Source organism: Paraburkholderia haematera, assembly GCF_905220975.1.
GTDB lineage: Bacteria > Pseudomonadota > Gammaproteobacteria > Burkholderiales > Burkholderiaceae > Paraburkholderia > Paraburkholderia haematera.
In genome coordinates this window covers 293,090-308,405 of sequence record NZ_CAJNBK010000005.1, presented here as the reverse complement: position 1 = coordinate 308,405, position 15,316 = coordinate 293,090, and the positions used below count along the sequence as shown (strand labels likewise).

At 61.0% G+C, this 15,316-nt stretch carries 12 protein-coding genes and 2 pseudogenes; 10 read left to right on the top strand and 4 right to left on the bottom strand.

Translation table 11 applies throughout. The features are described from left to right. Nucleotides 1–142: 142 nt before the first annotated feature. Entirely contained in the window at nt 143–2,332 is a 2,190-nt protein-coding gene (locus KHO23_RS12900) for a TonB-dependent siderophore receptor (protein WP_211611602.1), read from the top strand. 40 nt (nt 2,333–2,372) lie between these two features. On the opposite strand, the gene KHO23_RS12895 is transcribed toward KHO23_RS12900, so the two are convergent. Next, complete coding sequence (locus KHO23_RS12895) at nt 2,373–3,293, bottom strand: LysR family transcriptional regulator (protein WP_211611601.1); 921 nt, start codon at nt 3,291–3,293, stop codon at nt 2,373–2,375. Between the two features lie 105 nt (nt 3,294–3,398). Between KHO23_RS12895 and KHO23_RS12890 the strand changes: the two genes are divergently transcribed. The 3 genes from KHO23_RS12890 to KHO23_RS12880 are packed head-to-tail and all read left to right on the top strand — an operon-like array spanning nt 3,399 to nt 5,707. Further along, nucleotides 3,399–4,013, top strand: a complete 615-nt coding sequence (locus KHO23_RS12890) for a nitroreductase family protein (protein ID WP_211611600.1) — start codon at nt 3,399–3,401, stop codon at nt 4,011–4,013. Further along, nucleotides 4,010–4,858, top strand: a complete 849-nt coding sequence (locus KHO23_RS12885) for an EamA family transporter (protein WP_211611599.1) — start codon at nt 4,010–4,012, stop codon at nt 4,856–4,858. The genes KHO23_RS12890 and KHO23_RS12885 overlap by 4 nt, the downstream gene beginning before the upstream one ends. A gap of 57 nt (nt 4,859–4,915) precedes the next feature. Beyond that, nucleotides 4,916–5,707 (top strand): dienelactone hydrolase family protein, encoded by a 792-nt coding sequence (locus KHO23_RS12880; RefSeq protein ID WP_211611598.1) that lies wholly within the window; start codon nt 4,916–4,918, stop codon nt 5,705–5,707. On the opposite strand, the gene KHO23_RS12875 is transcribed toward KHO23_RS12880, so the two are convergent. After that, nucleotides 5,701–6,651 (bottom strand): LysR family transcriptional regulator, encoded by a 951-nt coding sequence (locus tag KHO23_RS12875; protein ID WP_211611597.1) that lies wholly within the window; start codon nt 6,649–6,651, stop codon nt 5,701–5,703. The two genes, KHO23_RS12880 and KHO23_RS12875, sit on opposite strands and share 7 nt — an antisense overlap. A 127-nt stretch (nt 6,652–6,778) precedes the next feature. Between KHO23_RS12875 and KHO23_RS12870 the strand changes: the two genes are divergently transcribed. Further along, a complete protein-coding gene (locus tag KHO23_RS12870) occupies nt 6,779–8,512 on the top strand; it encodes an MFS transporter (protein WP_211611596.1) in 1,734 nt (577 codons plus the stop codon). Nucleotide 8,513: 1 nt separating this feature from the next. On the opposite strand, the pseudogene KHO23_RS35650 reads toward KHO23_RS12870, so the two are convergent. Continuing rightward, nucleotides 8,514–8,597 (bottom strand): annotated as a pseudogene (locus tag KHO23_RS35650) (N(5)-hydroxyornithine transformylase PvdF); the annotation flags it as partial. Between the two features lie 71 nt (nt 8,598–8,668). On the opposite strand from KHO23_RS35650, the pseudogene KHO23_RS12865 reads away from it, so the two are divergent. The 4 genes and pseudogenes from KHO23_RS12865 to KHO23_RS12850 form a co-directional block, all read left to right on the top strand. Next, nucleotides 8,669–8,875: pseudogene (locus KHO23_RS12865) on the top strand (glycerol-3-phosphate responsive antiterminator); the annotation flags it as partial. Nucleotides 8,876–8,929: 54 nt separating this feature from the next. Then, nucleotides 8,930–10,090 (top strand): iron-containing alcohol dehydrogenase, encoded by a 1,161-nt coding sequence (locus KHO23_RS12860; RefSeq protein WP_211611682.1) that lies wholly within the window; start codon nt 8,930–8,932, stop codon nt 10,088–10,090. A gap of 271 nt (nt 10,091–10,361) precedes the next feature. Beyond that, nucleotides 10,362–12,083, top strand: a complete 1,722-nt coding sequence (locus tag KHO23_RS12855; protein ID WP_211611595.1) for a collagen-like triple helix repeat-containing protein — start codon at nt 10,362–10,364, stop codon at nt 12,081–12,083. Between the two features lie 77 nt (nt 12,084–12,160). Next, nucleotides 12,161–13,429, top strand: a complete 1,269-nt coding sequence (locus tag KHO23_RS12850) for an isoprenylcysteine carboxylmethyltransferase family protein (protein ID WP_211611594.1) — start codon at nt 12,161–12,163, stop codon at nt 13,427–13,429. 208 nt (nt 13,430–13,637) lie between these two features. On the opposite strand, the gene KHO23_RS12845 is transcribed toward KHO23_RS12850, so the two are convergent. Next, the gene (locus KHO23_RS12845; RefSeq protein ID WP_211611593.1) at nt 13,638–14,516 is read right to left on the bottom strand and encodes an EAL domain-containing protein; all 879 of its coding nucleotides are present in this window, start codon (nt 14,514–14,516) and stop codon (nt 13,638–13,640) included. 433 nt (nt 14,517–14,949) lie between these two features. On the opposite strand from KHO23_RS12845, the gene KHO23_RS35645 reads away from it, so the two are divergent. Next, nucleotides 14,950–15,228, top strand: a complete 279-nt coding sequence (locus KHO23_RS35645) for a transposase (protein ID WP_211611592.1) — start codon at nt 14,950–14,952, stop codon at nt 15,226–15,228. The last annotated feature ends 88 nt before the right edge of the window (nt 15,229–15,316 follow it).

Genomic DNA, 15,316 nt, shown 5'->3' with positions numbered 1-15,316 from the left:
TAGATTGTGAATGCGAATCAGATGCATTACCATTCGTGCGAATTAGAAGTTTGAACCGTCTGTTTAACCACCACTCGCTCGAAGGCTGCCTTCCCGCACTTTTTTGGTGCGCGGCGGCGCCACCCAGCCCAACTCGAACAACATGCAGAATCTCTTTGTCGCCGGCCGCCCAGCGCGGCCAACGTTCATGCGCGGCCACCGCCGTACGCCGTCGCTACTCAGTGCGGGGCTGTTCGTCAGCGTCGGGCTATCGTTATCTACGCTGTCGTCATCGGGATGGGCGCAGGTCGCGGCAAGCGACGCCGCAGCCACGCTACCGGCCGTGAGCGTCTCGGCAACGAAAGACACAACCGCGGCTCAGGCCGACACCGTCAGCGCCGGCGCACTGGGTTCGCGCAAGCAGGTGGACACGCCATTCTCGACACACGTGGTGACGAGCGACGAAGCACAGGATCTGTTCGCGACAACCGCGAACGATGTGTTCAGGTACGACCCGGCGGTATCGGTCAGCAGCGAGAACTCGATCAGCGAGAATTCGATGTTCAACGTGCGCGGCATGCCGATCGATACGTTGAACAGCATCAAGGTGGACGGCCAGACGTTCCCCTCGTGGGACACCGATCTCTCGCTCGAACCGTTCGAGCAGGTCGAATTGCTCAAGGGCCTGTCCGGCTTTATGTACGGTTTCGGCTCGCCGGGCGGCATCGTCAACTACGTACTGAAACGCCCAACCGACACTCCGTACCGCAGCATCTCGATCGGCTACAAGTCGGCCGGTGTGTTCAGCGAGGCGGTCGATCTGGGTGGCCGTTTCGGCAACGACAACCGCTTCGGCTACCGCCTGAACCTCGTCAACGAAGACGGCAACACCGCTGAAGATCACGGTCATGTGCGCCGTCAGGTGGCCTCACTGGCGTTCGACTTCCGCATTACGCCGGACCTGACCTTTAGCGCCGACGCCTTCTATCAGAAGCGCAAAACCAACGGCACGGTATTCGGCCTGATGTTCGGCAGCGGCCTCGGCATTCCCGACGCGAGCACCGTCACCCATGCGCTGACGCAGCCACAGAACTACTATCAGACCGAGATGGCCTCGTTCGGCACGGGTCTCGATTACCGCCTTTCAGAGAACTGGCATGCGAGCGTGAAGTACCGCTTTGCGAAGGAGAATCGCACCAATTCGGACAGCTTCCTGTTCGTGACCGACAACGCGGGCAACTACACGAACACGCTCTATGCGGCCATGACGCGCTACTTCTATCAGAACGTCGACGCGATGGTGCAGGGCAAATTCAATACCGGCGGCATCAAGCACGATGTAGTGGTCGGCGCGGGCTTCGAGACGCAAACCAGCGAGTACAGCAACAGCGTGGGCTGGAATAGCGGCTACTTTCTCGGCAACGGCAATCTGTATGGCAGCACCTTGCTGACCAACGACGAAGTCAGCATCGGCTCCGACCTGTACCGCCAGCAGCGCACCACGCAGGCTGCCGTGTACGCGAGCGACACGGTGCAGTTCACGTCACGTCTGTCCGCGCTGGTTGGTGTGCGTTACACGCAATACCGCCAGCACGTGTACGCCCCGAGCGGCGCGGTATCGTCGCAATACAGCGCGGATCCGGTCACGCCGACCTTCGCGCTGATGTTCAAGACCGATCCATACTCCACGGCGTATGCGAGCTATGTCGAATCGCTGGAACAGGGCGGCTCGGCCTCGAACACCAACCTCAATTACCCTGCTACGTTCGGCCCGCTCAAAAGCAGGCAGTACGAAGTTGGCTTCAAGACGGACCACAGCAAGTGGGGCGCCAATCTTGCACTGTTCCGCGTCGATCAGGGCTACAACTATACAAACTCGGCCAATATCTTCGTGCAGGACGGCACGAAGCGCTATACCGGTGTCGATGCAAGCGGCTGGCTTGCGCTGACGAGCGAATGGCGCGTGATGGGCGGCGTGATGTGGCTTGATACGAAGGCTGTCGACGTGGACGACGTTACGGTCGAAGGTAAGCGGGTATATGGGGCCCCGCGGTTTACCGTAACGGGGCGTGTTGAATACAACCCTTCGTATCTGCGTCCGTTGACGTTGGCGTTTGGTGGGAAGTATGTCGGCAACCAGGCGGTCAATGCGGATAACTCGCAGTTTGTGCCGGCTTATGTCACTTACGATTTGAGCGGCAGGTATGAGACCAGAATCGCCGGGAAGGATGTGACGCTTCGGGCGGGTGTGAATAACCTGTTCAACCGCCGGTATTGGACCACTGCATGGGGATACTATGTGGCACCTTCGCCGACACGGACTTTTGTGGCCAGCGCGACCTTAGAGTTTTGATTCATCTGCTGCGGTGGTTTTTCTCTTTCTATCGGTCTATTCACGCCAAAGAAGCATGAACACGCGCCTCTCGTTCCCGACTAAATTCCTCAATGAGGAAACCAAGAAAGGCGCGGATTTTCGGAGCGACGTGTTGCCGCGACGAATAGACAGCATAGAGCGTGGTTTCCACAGTGCTCCAGTCCTCCAGTGCGGATTGCAGCCGCCCCTCCTTCAAGTCGTCTTCGACATAGGGATAAGGGATCAGGCTCAGGCCAAAGCCCGCGCGCAGCGCGTCACGGACCGCGAGGCTCGAGGTCACCGAATATCGGGCGTCGACGGCAATCCTTTCGGTGCGATCGCCTTGACTGAACTCCCATGTATCGGCATGTCCGGAGAGGCTGAATCGAATGCAATTGAGCGCCTTCAGGTCCGAAGGTGTCTCAGGCTTGCCATGCGCCTCGAAATAGGACGGCGCGGCGCACAGCACATGCGGCATCACCGTCAGCTTTCTGGCAATCAGGCTGGAGTCCTCAAGATTGTCGCTGCCGCGAATGGCAAGATCGACCCCCTCGCGAACGAGATCGACCCGCCGGTCATCCAGCAGTAGATCGAGCTTCAAATCCGGGTACTGCGATAGAAACCGGGGAATCGCAGCCGAGAGCCGCGTCAACGTGACGGTCATCGGTGCGGTGACCCGCAGCGTGCCGCTCGGCGCGGTTTTGACCGGACCCAACGCTTCGTCCGCTTCTGCCAGCGCATCGAGTCCGCGCGTGACATGCTCCAGATAGATTCTGCCCTCTTCGGTGAGCGCCATGCGCCGCGTCGTCCGGTTGATGAGCCGTGCGCCGACATACGCCTCCAACTCGGCGATGTTTTTGCTGATCGCCGCTGAAGATAGTCTGAGCCGCCGTCCGGCCTCGGCAAAACTGTTCAGTTCCGCCACATGGCGAAAGACCTGCAGGGCAACATAGCGATCCATTAACAATTCACCAATGGTAAACAATGTTCTTTCTAATCTAACATTATCATCTCACGGTGAATTCCCTATTCTGCTGAAAGATTATTTTCAGTTCGGGATGGAATCATGACCAAACCCACAATCGCGCTCATCGAGCAGCGTGTTTCCGCCAATCTGTTCGATGCCTCGCACGCGTTGGCGGATGCCGAGATCGAGGAGCTGGTGCGTCTTGCGACGCGGGCTCCAACCGCCTACAACCTTCAGAATTGGCGGTTCATCGCCATGCGCACGCCGGCATCAAAGGCCAGATTGCGCAGTCTCGCTCATGGCCAGGCGAAGGTGTCGGACGCGGCCGTCACCTTCATCATCTGCGGGCTGCTGCCCGATCCCACGACCATCCCCGAACGGTTGCAGCCCTTTGTCGAAGCGGGCTACATGCCGGCGGATTTACCTTCCGGCTGGCAAGCAGGCGCTCGAACGCAATACGCCGATCCCCAGACGGCGCGTGACGAAGCCGTGCGTTCGGCCACGCTCGGCGCTGCGACGCTGATCTATGCAGCCGAAGCGCTGGGCTTCGTCTCCAGTCCAATGATTGGATTCGATGCCGATGGCGTGGTGCGCGCGTTCGGGCTCAGGCGCAGCGAGGTGCCTGTGATGCTCGTTCCAGTCGGCCGCGCAGCGCCAGGCAACTGGCCGCAGAAACCCCGCCGTCCGCTCTCCGAGGTTCTGCAAATCCTATGAGAACAAACGCTTCCGACCTGCTGCTCACGGCAATCGCGCCTGCCGTCTGGGGCAGTACTTATATCGTCGCCACCGAATTTCTGCCGAATTTTTCGCCGATGACGGTCGCCATGCTACGTGCGTTGCCCGCCGGATTGCTGCTGCTCTCGATCGTGCGGCGATTTCCGACGGGTGTCTGGTGGCTACGCAGTTTCGTCCTCGGGGCGCTCAACATCTCGATCTTTTTGAGCATGCTGTTCGTAGCGGTCTACCGGCTTCCTGGCGGTGTCGCCGCGACAGTGGCGGCGGTCCAGCCGCTGTTTGCGGTTTTCCTCGCCTCCGTCCTGCTTGCCAGCCCGGTTCGCCCCTTGTCGATTCTCGCCGCTCTCGTCGGGATTGGAGGTGTTGCCTTGCTGGTGCTGACCCCGCATGCAGCGCTCGATACGGTTGGCGTTGCAGCCGGCCTCACTGGAGCGGTCTCTATGGCGGTCGGAAACATCTTGACACGCAAATGGCAACCGCCGGTGTCACTGCTCACCTTCACAGCCTGGCAACTGACGGCCGGCGGCATCCTTCTGGTTCCTGTGGTCCTCATGTTCGAACCGGCTATTCCAGCGCCGACGATAACCAATCTGTTTGGACTCGTGTGGCTCGGGCTGATCGGTTCGGCTTTGACTTATGTGCTGTGGTTTCGCGGTATTGCGCGACTGGAATCCGCCGTGGTGTCGCCGCTTCTTTTCCTCAGCCCGTTGATCGCCGTGCTGCTTGGATGGTTGATCCTGAATCAGACGCTGAGCTCGCTTCAGATCTTCGGTGTCGGTTTAGTCATTGGCAGCATCTGGCTAAGTCAACGGCCCGCTCGCTAGTTCGACGCGCCAATCGCCATGTCGATTCTTTATCCAAGCCACCGAAAAAATAGGTCCATGCGACTTGTGCGCCTCATTCTTGTCCTGCTCGCCATCTTCATCGCTTCGCCTGCTCCGGCGAAGATGATCGCCCGGTCCGTCGACTGGACTCTGGACGGCACCACGTTCAAGAGCATGCTGGTCTATGACGACGCCACGAACGCCAGGCGCCCCGGCCTCGTCATGGTGCCCAACTGGTACGGCATTAACAACATCGCCATCGACAAGGCCAGAAGGATAGCTGGCAAGGACTATGTCATCCTGCTTGTCGATATGTACGGCGAAGCGATACGCCCCAGAGGCGAGGCCGAGGCCAAGGCTGCAGTCGGGCCGCTCTATGACGATCGCCGCCTGATGCGCCGGCGCATCGGCCAGGCCTTCGAGCAACTCAAGGCGGAAGCCGCCAATGCACCGATCGATCTCTCGCGCCTTGCGGCCATCGGCTTCTGTTTCGGCGGCGGCGCCGTGCTCGATCTGGCGCGCAGCGGCTCGGACGTGAAGGCCGTGATTGCCTTTCATGGCGATCTCAGCACTGACGATCCCGCACTCGTCGGGAACATCAAGGCGCGCGTGCTCGCGATAAACGGCGCTGACGATACCAGCACCATGCCGGACGCGCCCGGGTTCACGGAGAACATGCGACACAGTAGCGCCGATTGGCAGTTCGTCGAGATTGGCCACGTCGTACATTGCTTCACCGAGACCGAGGCGACAGCGACGACAGGCAATTGCCGGTACGACGCCAGGGCCGCGGCGCGTTCCTATGGGCTAATGCGAGCCTGGCTCGCCGAGAGCTTTGCCTCTCACTGAACAGGTGCCTCGCGTGTGAGACTGGGAGTGTCCACTGCGGGTGACCTGACCATGGTGGGAATTTCCGCCACGAGCGCGTCGATCGCGCAGCGCGTTTTCAAGGCCAGATACCGGCTCTTCGGCCACACTACGTGGATCTCCTGCAAAGGCCGAAAGCAATTTTCCATCACCGCCACCAACTGGCCCGTTTGCACGTAACGGGCCAGCAACCAGCACGGCAGCCACGCCAGCCCAAACCCGGCTATCGCTGCATCGACAATCCCCTGCACATCGTCGAAGCCAAGTTGCGGCTCGACCTCCGCGCGCCGGATTTGCCCATCGACATCGAGCACGTCCCACGGTTCGGCCACGCCGGCCCGCGTGTAAGCAATGACGGTGTGCCCGCGCAATTCATCGACATTGCGAGGCGTGCCGTGCTGGGCAAGATACGACGGCGCGGCCCCGATACTCGCGTACTGCACACCCAGCCGCCGCGCCACGAGACTCCCGCTATCGGCCAGCGGTCCAATTCGCACGACCAGGTCGAAGCCCTCTTCCACAACATCCACCAAACGGTCCGTAATGGAAATATCGACCTTCAGTTGCGGATGTTTGCGCGCGAGTCCGAGCAGCACCGGCGCCACACAATGATGGCCGAAGGCTTGCGGCACGCTCACGCGCAGACGCCCTTTGGGTTCGCGCCGGCCCGAGTCCAGATCGGCTTCGGCGGCCTCGAGTTCGGCGAGCGCACGCACACAGCGGTCGTAATAGGCTTGCCCGTCCTCGGTGAGACTCTGGCTGCGCGTCGTGCGATTGATTAGGCGTACGCCGAGGCGCCTTTCAAGCCGCACGATCACCTTGCCGACGGCCGAGCGCGTGAGGTTCATCCGCTCCGCCGCCAACGCAAAACTGCCGGTTTCGACGACGCGCACGAAGGTCGTCACGCCATCAAGAATGTCGCTCATACCACACCTTATTGGTTCCTTTGAAGACGCATTACTGGGACTAAACAGCGTCAATAGGGACGGAATTTCCCTTATATAGTACACACTCTCTGGTGGCGAAGGCCATCGACAATCGAGGTGAATTCCTATGTCCAGATATCGGAACGTGTCGCCACAGCACGCCGAACGGCCGCACGCGGGCGCCGCTACCGTCACTACCGCCACTACCGCCACAACCGACCATGGCTCGACCGCGCGGCAGTCGGGCGCTGTCCGGGCCACATCTGGCGAGCCGGCGCAAACGACAACCCGCTTCTCCATCCGCAAAAACACCCTGGCGTTGGCCGCCGTGTGTCTCGCCTCGCTGATGTTCGCCCTCGAAATCTCCAGCGTGCCGGTGATCCTGCCTACCCTGGAGCGTGTTCTTCATGCCGACTTCAGGGGCATGCAATGGATCATGAATGCCTACACGCTTGCGGTAACCACGGTACTGATGGCGACCGGCACGCTGGCGGACCGATTCGGGCGCCGGCGGATTCTCGTCATCGGCATTGCGCTATTCGGTTTGACCTCGTTGATTTGCGGCCTCGCGCAGAGCGTGCCGACGCTGATCGTCGGGCGTCTGTTGCAAGGCGCGAGCGGCGGCGCAATGCTGATATGTCAGGTCGCCGTGCTCTCGCACCAGTTCAACGAGGGCCCCGAGCGCGCCCGGGCGTTCAGCGCGTGGGGCATCATTCTCGGCATCGGACTGGGCTTTGGGCCGATTATCGGCGGGATGATCGTTGCGGTATCGGGTTGGCAATGGGTCTTCTGGGTGCATGCACTGCTCGCCATCGTCACCTTGGCGTTGGTCTTCGGCGGTGTGCAGGAATCACGCGATCCGCACGCGCATACGCTCGACGTGGCCGGCATCGTCACACTTTCGCTGGCGGTTTTCGGTCTGGTGTATTTCATCACGCAGGGCTCGGACCTCGGCTTCACGAGCGCTCGCGCGATTTTGATCGTGCTGGCGACGGTGGCTGCCTTCGTGGCATTTCTCTGCGCTGAGAAATTCAGCGTACGGCCGATGTTCGACTTTTCAGTATTCAGGATTCCACAGTTTTCGGGTGCGCTGATGGGTTCCGCAGGTATGAATTTCAGTTTCTGGCCCTTCATGATCTACATACCGATCTACTTCCAGATCGGCCTCGGCTACGACAGCATGAGCGCGGGGCTGGCGTTACTTGCGTACACGCTGCCGACGCTGCTGTTTCCCCCGCTTGGCGAACGGCTCGTGTTGCGCTACGGCTCAGGAATCGCGATCCCTGGGGGCCTTTTCGTGATCGGCCTTGGCTTCATGTTGATGAAGTACGGCAGCAGTGTCGCGCATCCGGACGCGCTGACCATGTTGCCCGGTTGCATACTCGCCGGTGCCGGACTCGGCCTGACCAATACCCCCGTGACCAACACGACAACCGGTGCCGTTCCCGCGGAGCGAGCGGGCATGGCATCCGGCATCGACATGAGTGCGCGAATGATTACGCTTGCGATCAACATCGCATTGATGGGCACGATATTGATTGCCGGCATTCTGTTCCATCTGAAGGCAAGTCTGCCGGCGACGATCGACGCTGGCTTGCTCGCACGACTCGCCGAGAAAATTGCAGCGGGCGATGTCGAGGCCGTCAGAGCGGGAATTCCGGCATTGGCGCAGATCGATCCCTCTGGAGCCGCCGTTCACGCCGCGCTAATGGAAGGGTTTGGATGGGTGATGCTATACGGCGGCGTTGGGGTATGGTTGCTCGCGGTACTCAGTTTTGTGATTTCGGGCAGCGCATCGAGGCGGTTGAGAAATGGAGAAACCGCTCCAGCACCGCAAGTCGCTCGATGCGATTCGTGCTAATCACCTCGCCCGAATCGATCCCGTTTTCGACGTAGTGAAACGAGGCGCCGGTGAGATAAAGCGGCGCTACCGCCACAGTCTCCATCAAAGGGGGACTCCAGCGGACCGGCTGTTAACTATAGTATTCGGACTGCGCTGACGGTTGGTACCGGGCGACTGGAGCAAAGCGATCCGAATCTGGTACAACTGATGCCCGCGCCGATGCTCTCGCATCTGTCCGCGCAAGACCGCAAGGCTTTGCCGCCGATCGCCGTCTCGAGCCGCGCCTGCAACAACAGGGACGTGTTCGATACGAAGAAGAACGGCGCCGTCGCGGTATCCACCCGCGACAGCGAAGGGTGGATGCTGAATCCTGAACGTTGAAGGTCCGATTTTGTTGGAGTCGTTAATGGCTAGTGCTTATCTGCAGGTGACATGATGAACGCATTCCGGTTTCAAACCGTGCCGACCATGGTCGTCGAATTCGGCGCGGCGCGCCGTCTCGGCGCTTTGTTGCGCACGCAATTTCCGGCCCTCACGCGCCTGTGCGTGGTAACGGATGGTTTTCTACACAAGAGCGGGCTGCTGAATCCGGCGCTCGCGGATCTCGCGGCGCATGGCTGGAACGCCATTGTGATCGACGACGTCATCGCCGATCCGCCGGAACACATCGTGCTCGAAGCGACGTCGCGCGCACGCGAGGCCGGCGCGGAGATCGTGCTTGGACTCGGCGGCGGTTCGTCGATGGATGTGGCGAAGCTGATCGCCGTGCTGGCGCCGCAACAGGAGCAGGCACTCAGCGAGATGTACGGCGTGAACAAGGTCACGGTGTCACGTCTGCCGCTCGTGCAGATGCCGACCACCGCGGGCACCGGCTCCGAAGTCACCGCCGTGTCGATTGTGACGGTGGGCGAGGCGAAGAAAATGGGCGTGGTCGCGCCACAACTGATCGCCGATCTGGCCATTCTCGACGCGGAACTGACACTCGGGCTGCCTGCGGCCGCAACGGCGGCAACCGGCGTCGACGCGATGGTTCACGCGATCGAGGCGTACACGTCCGCGCATTTGAAGAACCCGGTGTCCGACATGCTGGCGCTCAAGGCACTCGACCTGCTGTCACGCCATCTGCTGCCCGCATGCGAGAACGGCCAGAATCGCGAGGCGCGTGAAGCGATGCTGCTCGGCGCGGCGTTGGCCGGCCAGGCATTCGCCAATTCGCCGGTGGCCGCCGTGCATGCGCTCGCCTATCCGATCGGAGGTATTTATCACGTCCCGCACGGCCTTTCGAATGCGCTTGTGCTGCCGCACGTGTTGCGGTTCAACGCCGAGGCTGCGGCCCATCTGTACGCGGAACTCGCGGACGTGATCGCGCCCGGTATGACTGGCAGCGCCGCGAGCAAGACGCAGGCGTTGATCGAACGGCTCGAGCAGATGATCGCTGCGACCGCGATTCCCGCCCGGTTGCGCGATGTCGGTATCGAACGGAGCGGGCTCGAACGGATGGCGAGCGACGCGATGTTGCAAACGCGGCTTCTGGTGAATAACCCCCGGCCCGTTACTGAGGCCGATGCGTTAGCGATTTATACCGCTGCGTTTTAATCGGCGTGGGGCGTCAGTGAGGCGCGCGGAAGTCGCTGCGGTAGCTGGCGGTGGCTCCGCGCTGTTACGTCTGCCGGACACGTTACGTAGCACGCATGCGGAACACGGCATAGCCACCTTAGACAAAACCGCGCTTTTGGCGCGATAAATTGTTCATATCATCATTTTTATGATTATATATGCGCTTAATTTTTGATAGGGAGTGATAACTCTCATTTGGCGCATAACTTGCAGTGTTGATCCCCGCCAATAGTCGTTCAACGGGGACATCATGCAAAAAATCATTGGTCGGACAGCCATTGCTGTCGCGACATCTACATTACTCGCACTCTTCGGTTGCGGAACCAGCAATATCGGTAACCACAGTAGCGGGCTTGGCGGGGGTGGGCTCGGCGCAACGTCGGGCAGTTCGGGTTCCAGCTCCGGCGCCAGCAGCTCAGGTACCTCCGGCTCCAGCAGCTCAGGCACCTCCAGTTCCAGCAGTTCGGGCACCTCCAGCTCCAGCAGTTCAGGCACCTCCAGTTCCAGCAGCTCAGGCACCTCCAGTTCCAGCAGCTCAGGCACCTCCAGTTCCAGCAGCTCAGGCACCTCCAGTTCCAGCAGTTCGGGCACCTCCAGTTCCAGCTCGAGCTCCAGCAGCTCCAGCTCCGGCACCTCTGGCGCCTCCTCCACCCCTATCGGCAATGTCGCCACACTAGGCGGCAACCTCATCACTGCCGTGGGCACGACCGTCGCCGATACGGGTTCCAAGATCACCGGCACCTCAGTCCCCGGCCTCAACGGCGCAACGACTGCGAGTCTCGGCACCGCAATCACCGACCTCGGCAACGGTGTCCAGGTACTCGGCAACGGCACGGCCGCGGGTCTCGGCACGCTGGGCAGTTCGGCCAATCCGCTTGGCCCGACCCTGACCTCCACATCGGGTCTCGTTGCCGATACCGGCGCGGCCGTTACGGCGGTCGGCGGCGTGGTGACGAGTCTCGGAACCGGACCTCTCGCGCCGCTCGCCCCCGTCACGTCGCCCCTGGGCGCGGTTGTCGGCGGTGTGGGTGACGGTGTCGTCAAAGTTGGCGCGGGATTGAACTCGGTGCTTGCCAGCGCGCCGGTTCAACAGCTCGAGACTCAACTGAGCACGGCTATCAACCCGATCACACTGATGGTCTCGAATACGACTCAGACCATCGGCAACACCACGGGTCTTGGCGCGCCGCTCAACAACTTGCTGAGCACCATTGGCAACGGACTCGATTCGGCCGGTCAGAAAGTATCGGGCGCCACCGGTGACCAGGTGGGCAAAGATATCGGCGGCGTAGTGAGCCAGCTGGGCAAGACGGTCACGAGCACGGGTGGACTGCTGACGGGCGCGACGACCAACCCGTTGGCACCGATCGCCGGCCTGCTGGGCCCGCTTGGCGGATCGACCGGATCGGGTGGCGGCATCGGCATCCCGCCGCTGACCGGCCTGATCGGCAACCTCGGTTCGCTCGGTGGGACCGGGAGTAGCGGCAACCCGCTTGCGCCGATCACCGGTCTTCTCGGCAGCCTGAGTTCGCTTGGCGGCACCTCCGGCGCCGGCAGTCCGCTCGCGCCGGTTACCGGACTTCTCGGCAGCCTGGGTTCGCTCGGCGGCACCTCCAGCGCCGGCAGTCCGCTCGCGCCGGTTACCGGACTTCTCGGCAGCCTGGGCTCGCTTGGCGGCACCTCCGGCGCCGGCAGTCCGCTCGCGCCGGTCACCGGTCTTGTCACGACGCTGACCTCGACGCTGGGCGGCGCCGCGGGTCAAAGCTCGCCACTCGCCCCCGTCACCGGTCTCGTTACAACGCTGACCTCGACCGCCAGCGGCGCGGCTGGCAAGACCTCGCCGCTCGCGCCGGTCACCGGCCTCGTGACCGGCCTGACCGGCGGTGCGGGTAGCGGTTCGACCAGCTCGAATCCGCTGGCGCCGGTGACGAACCTTGTCACCGGATTGCTTGGTGGCGCCGCCGGTAAATAAGCAGTAGTTCGACCAGCGGCCGGGGCTTAAAAAATCAGAAACCCGGCCGCTATCTATGTCATGAATACGAGGATGACATGAACTCCACTCTGGATAACGTAGCGCATGTGGAAGAGCAGCGGCCGCGTTCGGCGACGCCGTTTTCCGTCGGCCTGCTTGGCATCGTCGTCGGCCTTCTGACGCTCTGGCTGCTACGCGACAGTACGGCGCTGGATGGGGCGGTCCGCAGCACCGCCGCATGTCTCGCGATCATCGGAACGATCACCCTATACGAACTGCTTGTCGCACGCGTGTATCTACGCCCAAGCGCCGGACTTGCCGGCCAGGCGGTTCGGCCGCTCAGTCTTGCGCGTGTGGGTTTGCGCCTCGCCGCGCTGGCTTCCGTGTATGCCGGCATCGGTCTGCTGTACTGGCTGTTGCCCGAGTATCACGGCGCGTTCTATAACCCGTTCTGGTCCCTGATCCGTACGCTCGCACCGTATCTGACCGTAGCCGCGCCGTTTTATTTTGCGTGGATGGACCGGCGTCAGCGCGAAGTCGACGATGCCTATATGTTGTGGGGCCGCCTTATATTTCGCGGGCAGCGCCCGGGCAACTGGAAGCCCGTGCGTGAAATGCTGGCCGGATGGATGGTGAAAGCGTTCTTCCTGCCGCTGATGATCACCTATCTTTCCACCGATGCGGACCACATCGGCGCATCGCTTGCGAGCGCCATGAGCGCGCCGTTCTCGCTTGCGACGTTCAGGTTCATGTACGACCTGTCCTTCACGATGGACCTGATGCTCGGCACGGTAGGTTATCTGTGCACACTGCGCATTCTCGATACCCATGTGCGCAGCGCCGAACCGACCACGCTCGGCTGGCTGGTCGCGCTTATCTGTTACCAGCCGTTCTGGTCGCTGATCTCGAACCAGTACATCCATTACCAGGGCTCGATGTTCTGGGACAACTGGCTGATATCCGTGCCGATTGTCCGAATCATCTGGGGCACGACAATCATCGCCCTGGTCTTCTGCTACGCGCTTTCCACCATCGCGTTCGGATTACGGTTTTCGAACCTGACCAATCGCGGCATCATCACCTCGGGCCCTTATCGCTTCACGAAGCATCCCGCCTACATCACCAAGAATCTTTCGTTCTGGATGGTCTCGGTGCCGTTCGTCGAACCGTTGGGCTGGCGCGTCGCGCTCACGCACTGCGTCGCACTGGCGAGCGTGAATCTGGTGTATTTCCTACGCGCCAAAACCGAGGAACGGCATCTGATGAACGATCCCGACTATCGCGCTTACGCTGAATGGATCGCGAGGAATGGGCTGTTCGCCAGGATCGCACGTGCGTTTCAATAAGGTGTTTATTCTACAAACGCGGTAGAGCACGTTTGATGCAACGCAGCATTCATCACCGGCGTGATGAATGCGATCGGCATTTTTTACCACCAGCAATCCGTTGATGGCGGAAGCAGACGATAGCGCCAGCCGCCAATGTTCCTCGAGCAGGGGGTGCTCGTCTCAACGGTATTGCCCACAGAACGTTACGTAACGTCCTGTGCGGTGGTTACGGTTCGCGGCCGAGCGCCAGCACATTGGCTAGCCCCGCCTTCGGGCGTGAGAACAGGAAGCCTTGCGCCAATGCTTCCGGCCATGCGCTCAACCATTGCAACTGTGCCGTGGTCTCGACGCCGCTCACCACGACCTGCACGTCAAGCGCTTGAAGCATATCCAGTAACGCCGATACCACCACGCAGGCGCGAGGATCACGCGGAACCACGGCCATCAGTTCGGGCGCGATCGTGACGGTATCCACGTCGAGTGCGCCGAGCAGGGCAAGCGAAGATGCGCCGTTACCCCACTTGCCTAGCGAGATGCCGGCTCCCGCCGACCGAAGGCCGGCCGTCAGGGTACGCAAAGACAGGAGACGTACCGCGTCGGCGCTATCGGGCACTTCGATCTCGAGCAGGTTGGCCGGCACACCAAACGAGCGCGCGATGCGCGCGAGATCGCCGGCAAACGATTCGAGCACGGCCACTTGTGCCGGCACCGTGATCGCGACCGGCAGCAGCGCCATCTTCGAAGCGAGGCAGTCCCGCAGTTCACGACACACGCTTTCGATGACGAACAAGGCCATCTCCCACGCGACCTGCGGGTGCTCGAGCGGCATCATGAAAATGCCGGGAAGCAGCAGCCCATAGTCAGGGTGCGTCCATCGGACCTGCGCTTCGAGGCGCGTCAGCGCTCCGCTCGCCGCGCGATAGACACCTTGAAACACGAGATGAAATTCGTCCGCGCGCAGACCTTCGCGAACGCGGTTTTCGAGTTCGCTCAGCGCCATGGCTTCGTCGCGCGAGTCGTCCCAATCGGTCTGCTCAACGCAAGCGTTACGCGTGCCGAACGGTGTTGCGAGCGATACAGGCTTTTCATAGTCGAGCGTTAGCATGGCAAAGGCGCAATTTTTTAACCTGGCTAACGCATGCACATGTCGTGCCAACTGGCACGCTCGTTGTGCGATCAAACGGCAACGATGACCGACAAACCTTACGTGGCAACGGTTTACGGCGATACGATCAAACCCGCTGTGACGCAATTTTCATCGCCAAACGTTTGGATGAACGCGAATGTTACGTCGCGTTTCGCCTCGACGTTACGGTACGTCGCACAGGAAACCGGGCGCGGCGACTACCACAGGTCCGGCTCTTCACAGCGGGAAACCGTGTCATGCATCACGAATAAGATTGCAATACAACGCGAGGTGAATTGAGGTTCCGCACTGCACCAATACTATTTGACCGATAAAAAAAGATTTACTAGTATCGGCACAAACGCAGCATGCAACGACTGCGCATTCCTCATACAGTCATTCAAGGCGGCCGATGCTTCAGATCCCCCTCACCGACGCCGATTGGGCGAGCGTCCAGAGTCTCTTTCCGACGGTTTCGTCCGGCCGCGGGCGCCCCCGTCGCAGCGATCGCGAGATCCTCAACGCGATACTCTGGGTGCTGCAAACGAAAGAAAAATGGCACAGGCTTCCGGCAACATTTCCGCCGCAGCAAACTTGCTATCTTCGGTATATGACCTGGAAAAAAACGGGCGTTTTAGACCAGGTCAATGAGCGTCTTCCGCTCTGCGATTCGAGATTGTCGACGTGCTGAACTAGCCGCATATATTGCTTCGCAGGCCATATCGATCCAGAAGCAATCCGCTGTCTCACGGACCGCTTCTGTCATCGCTCACGCCCGA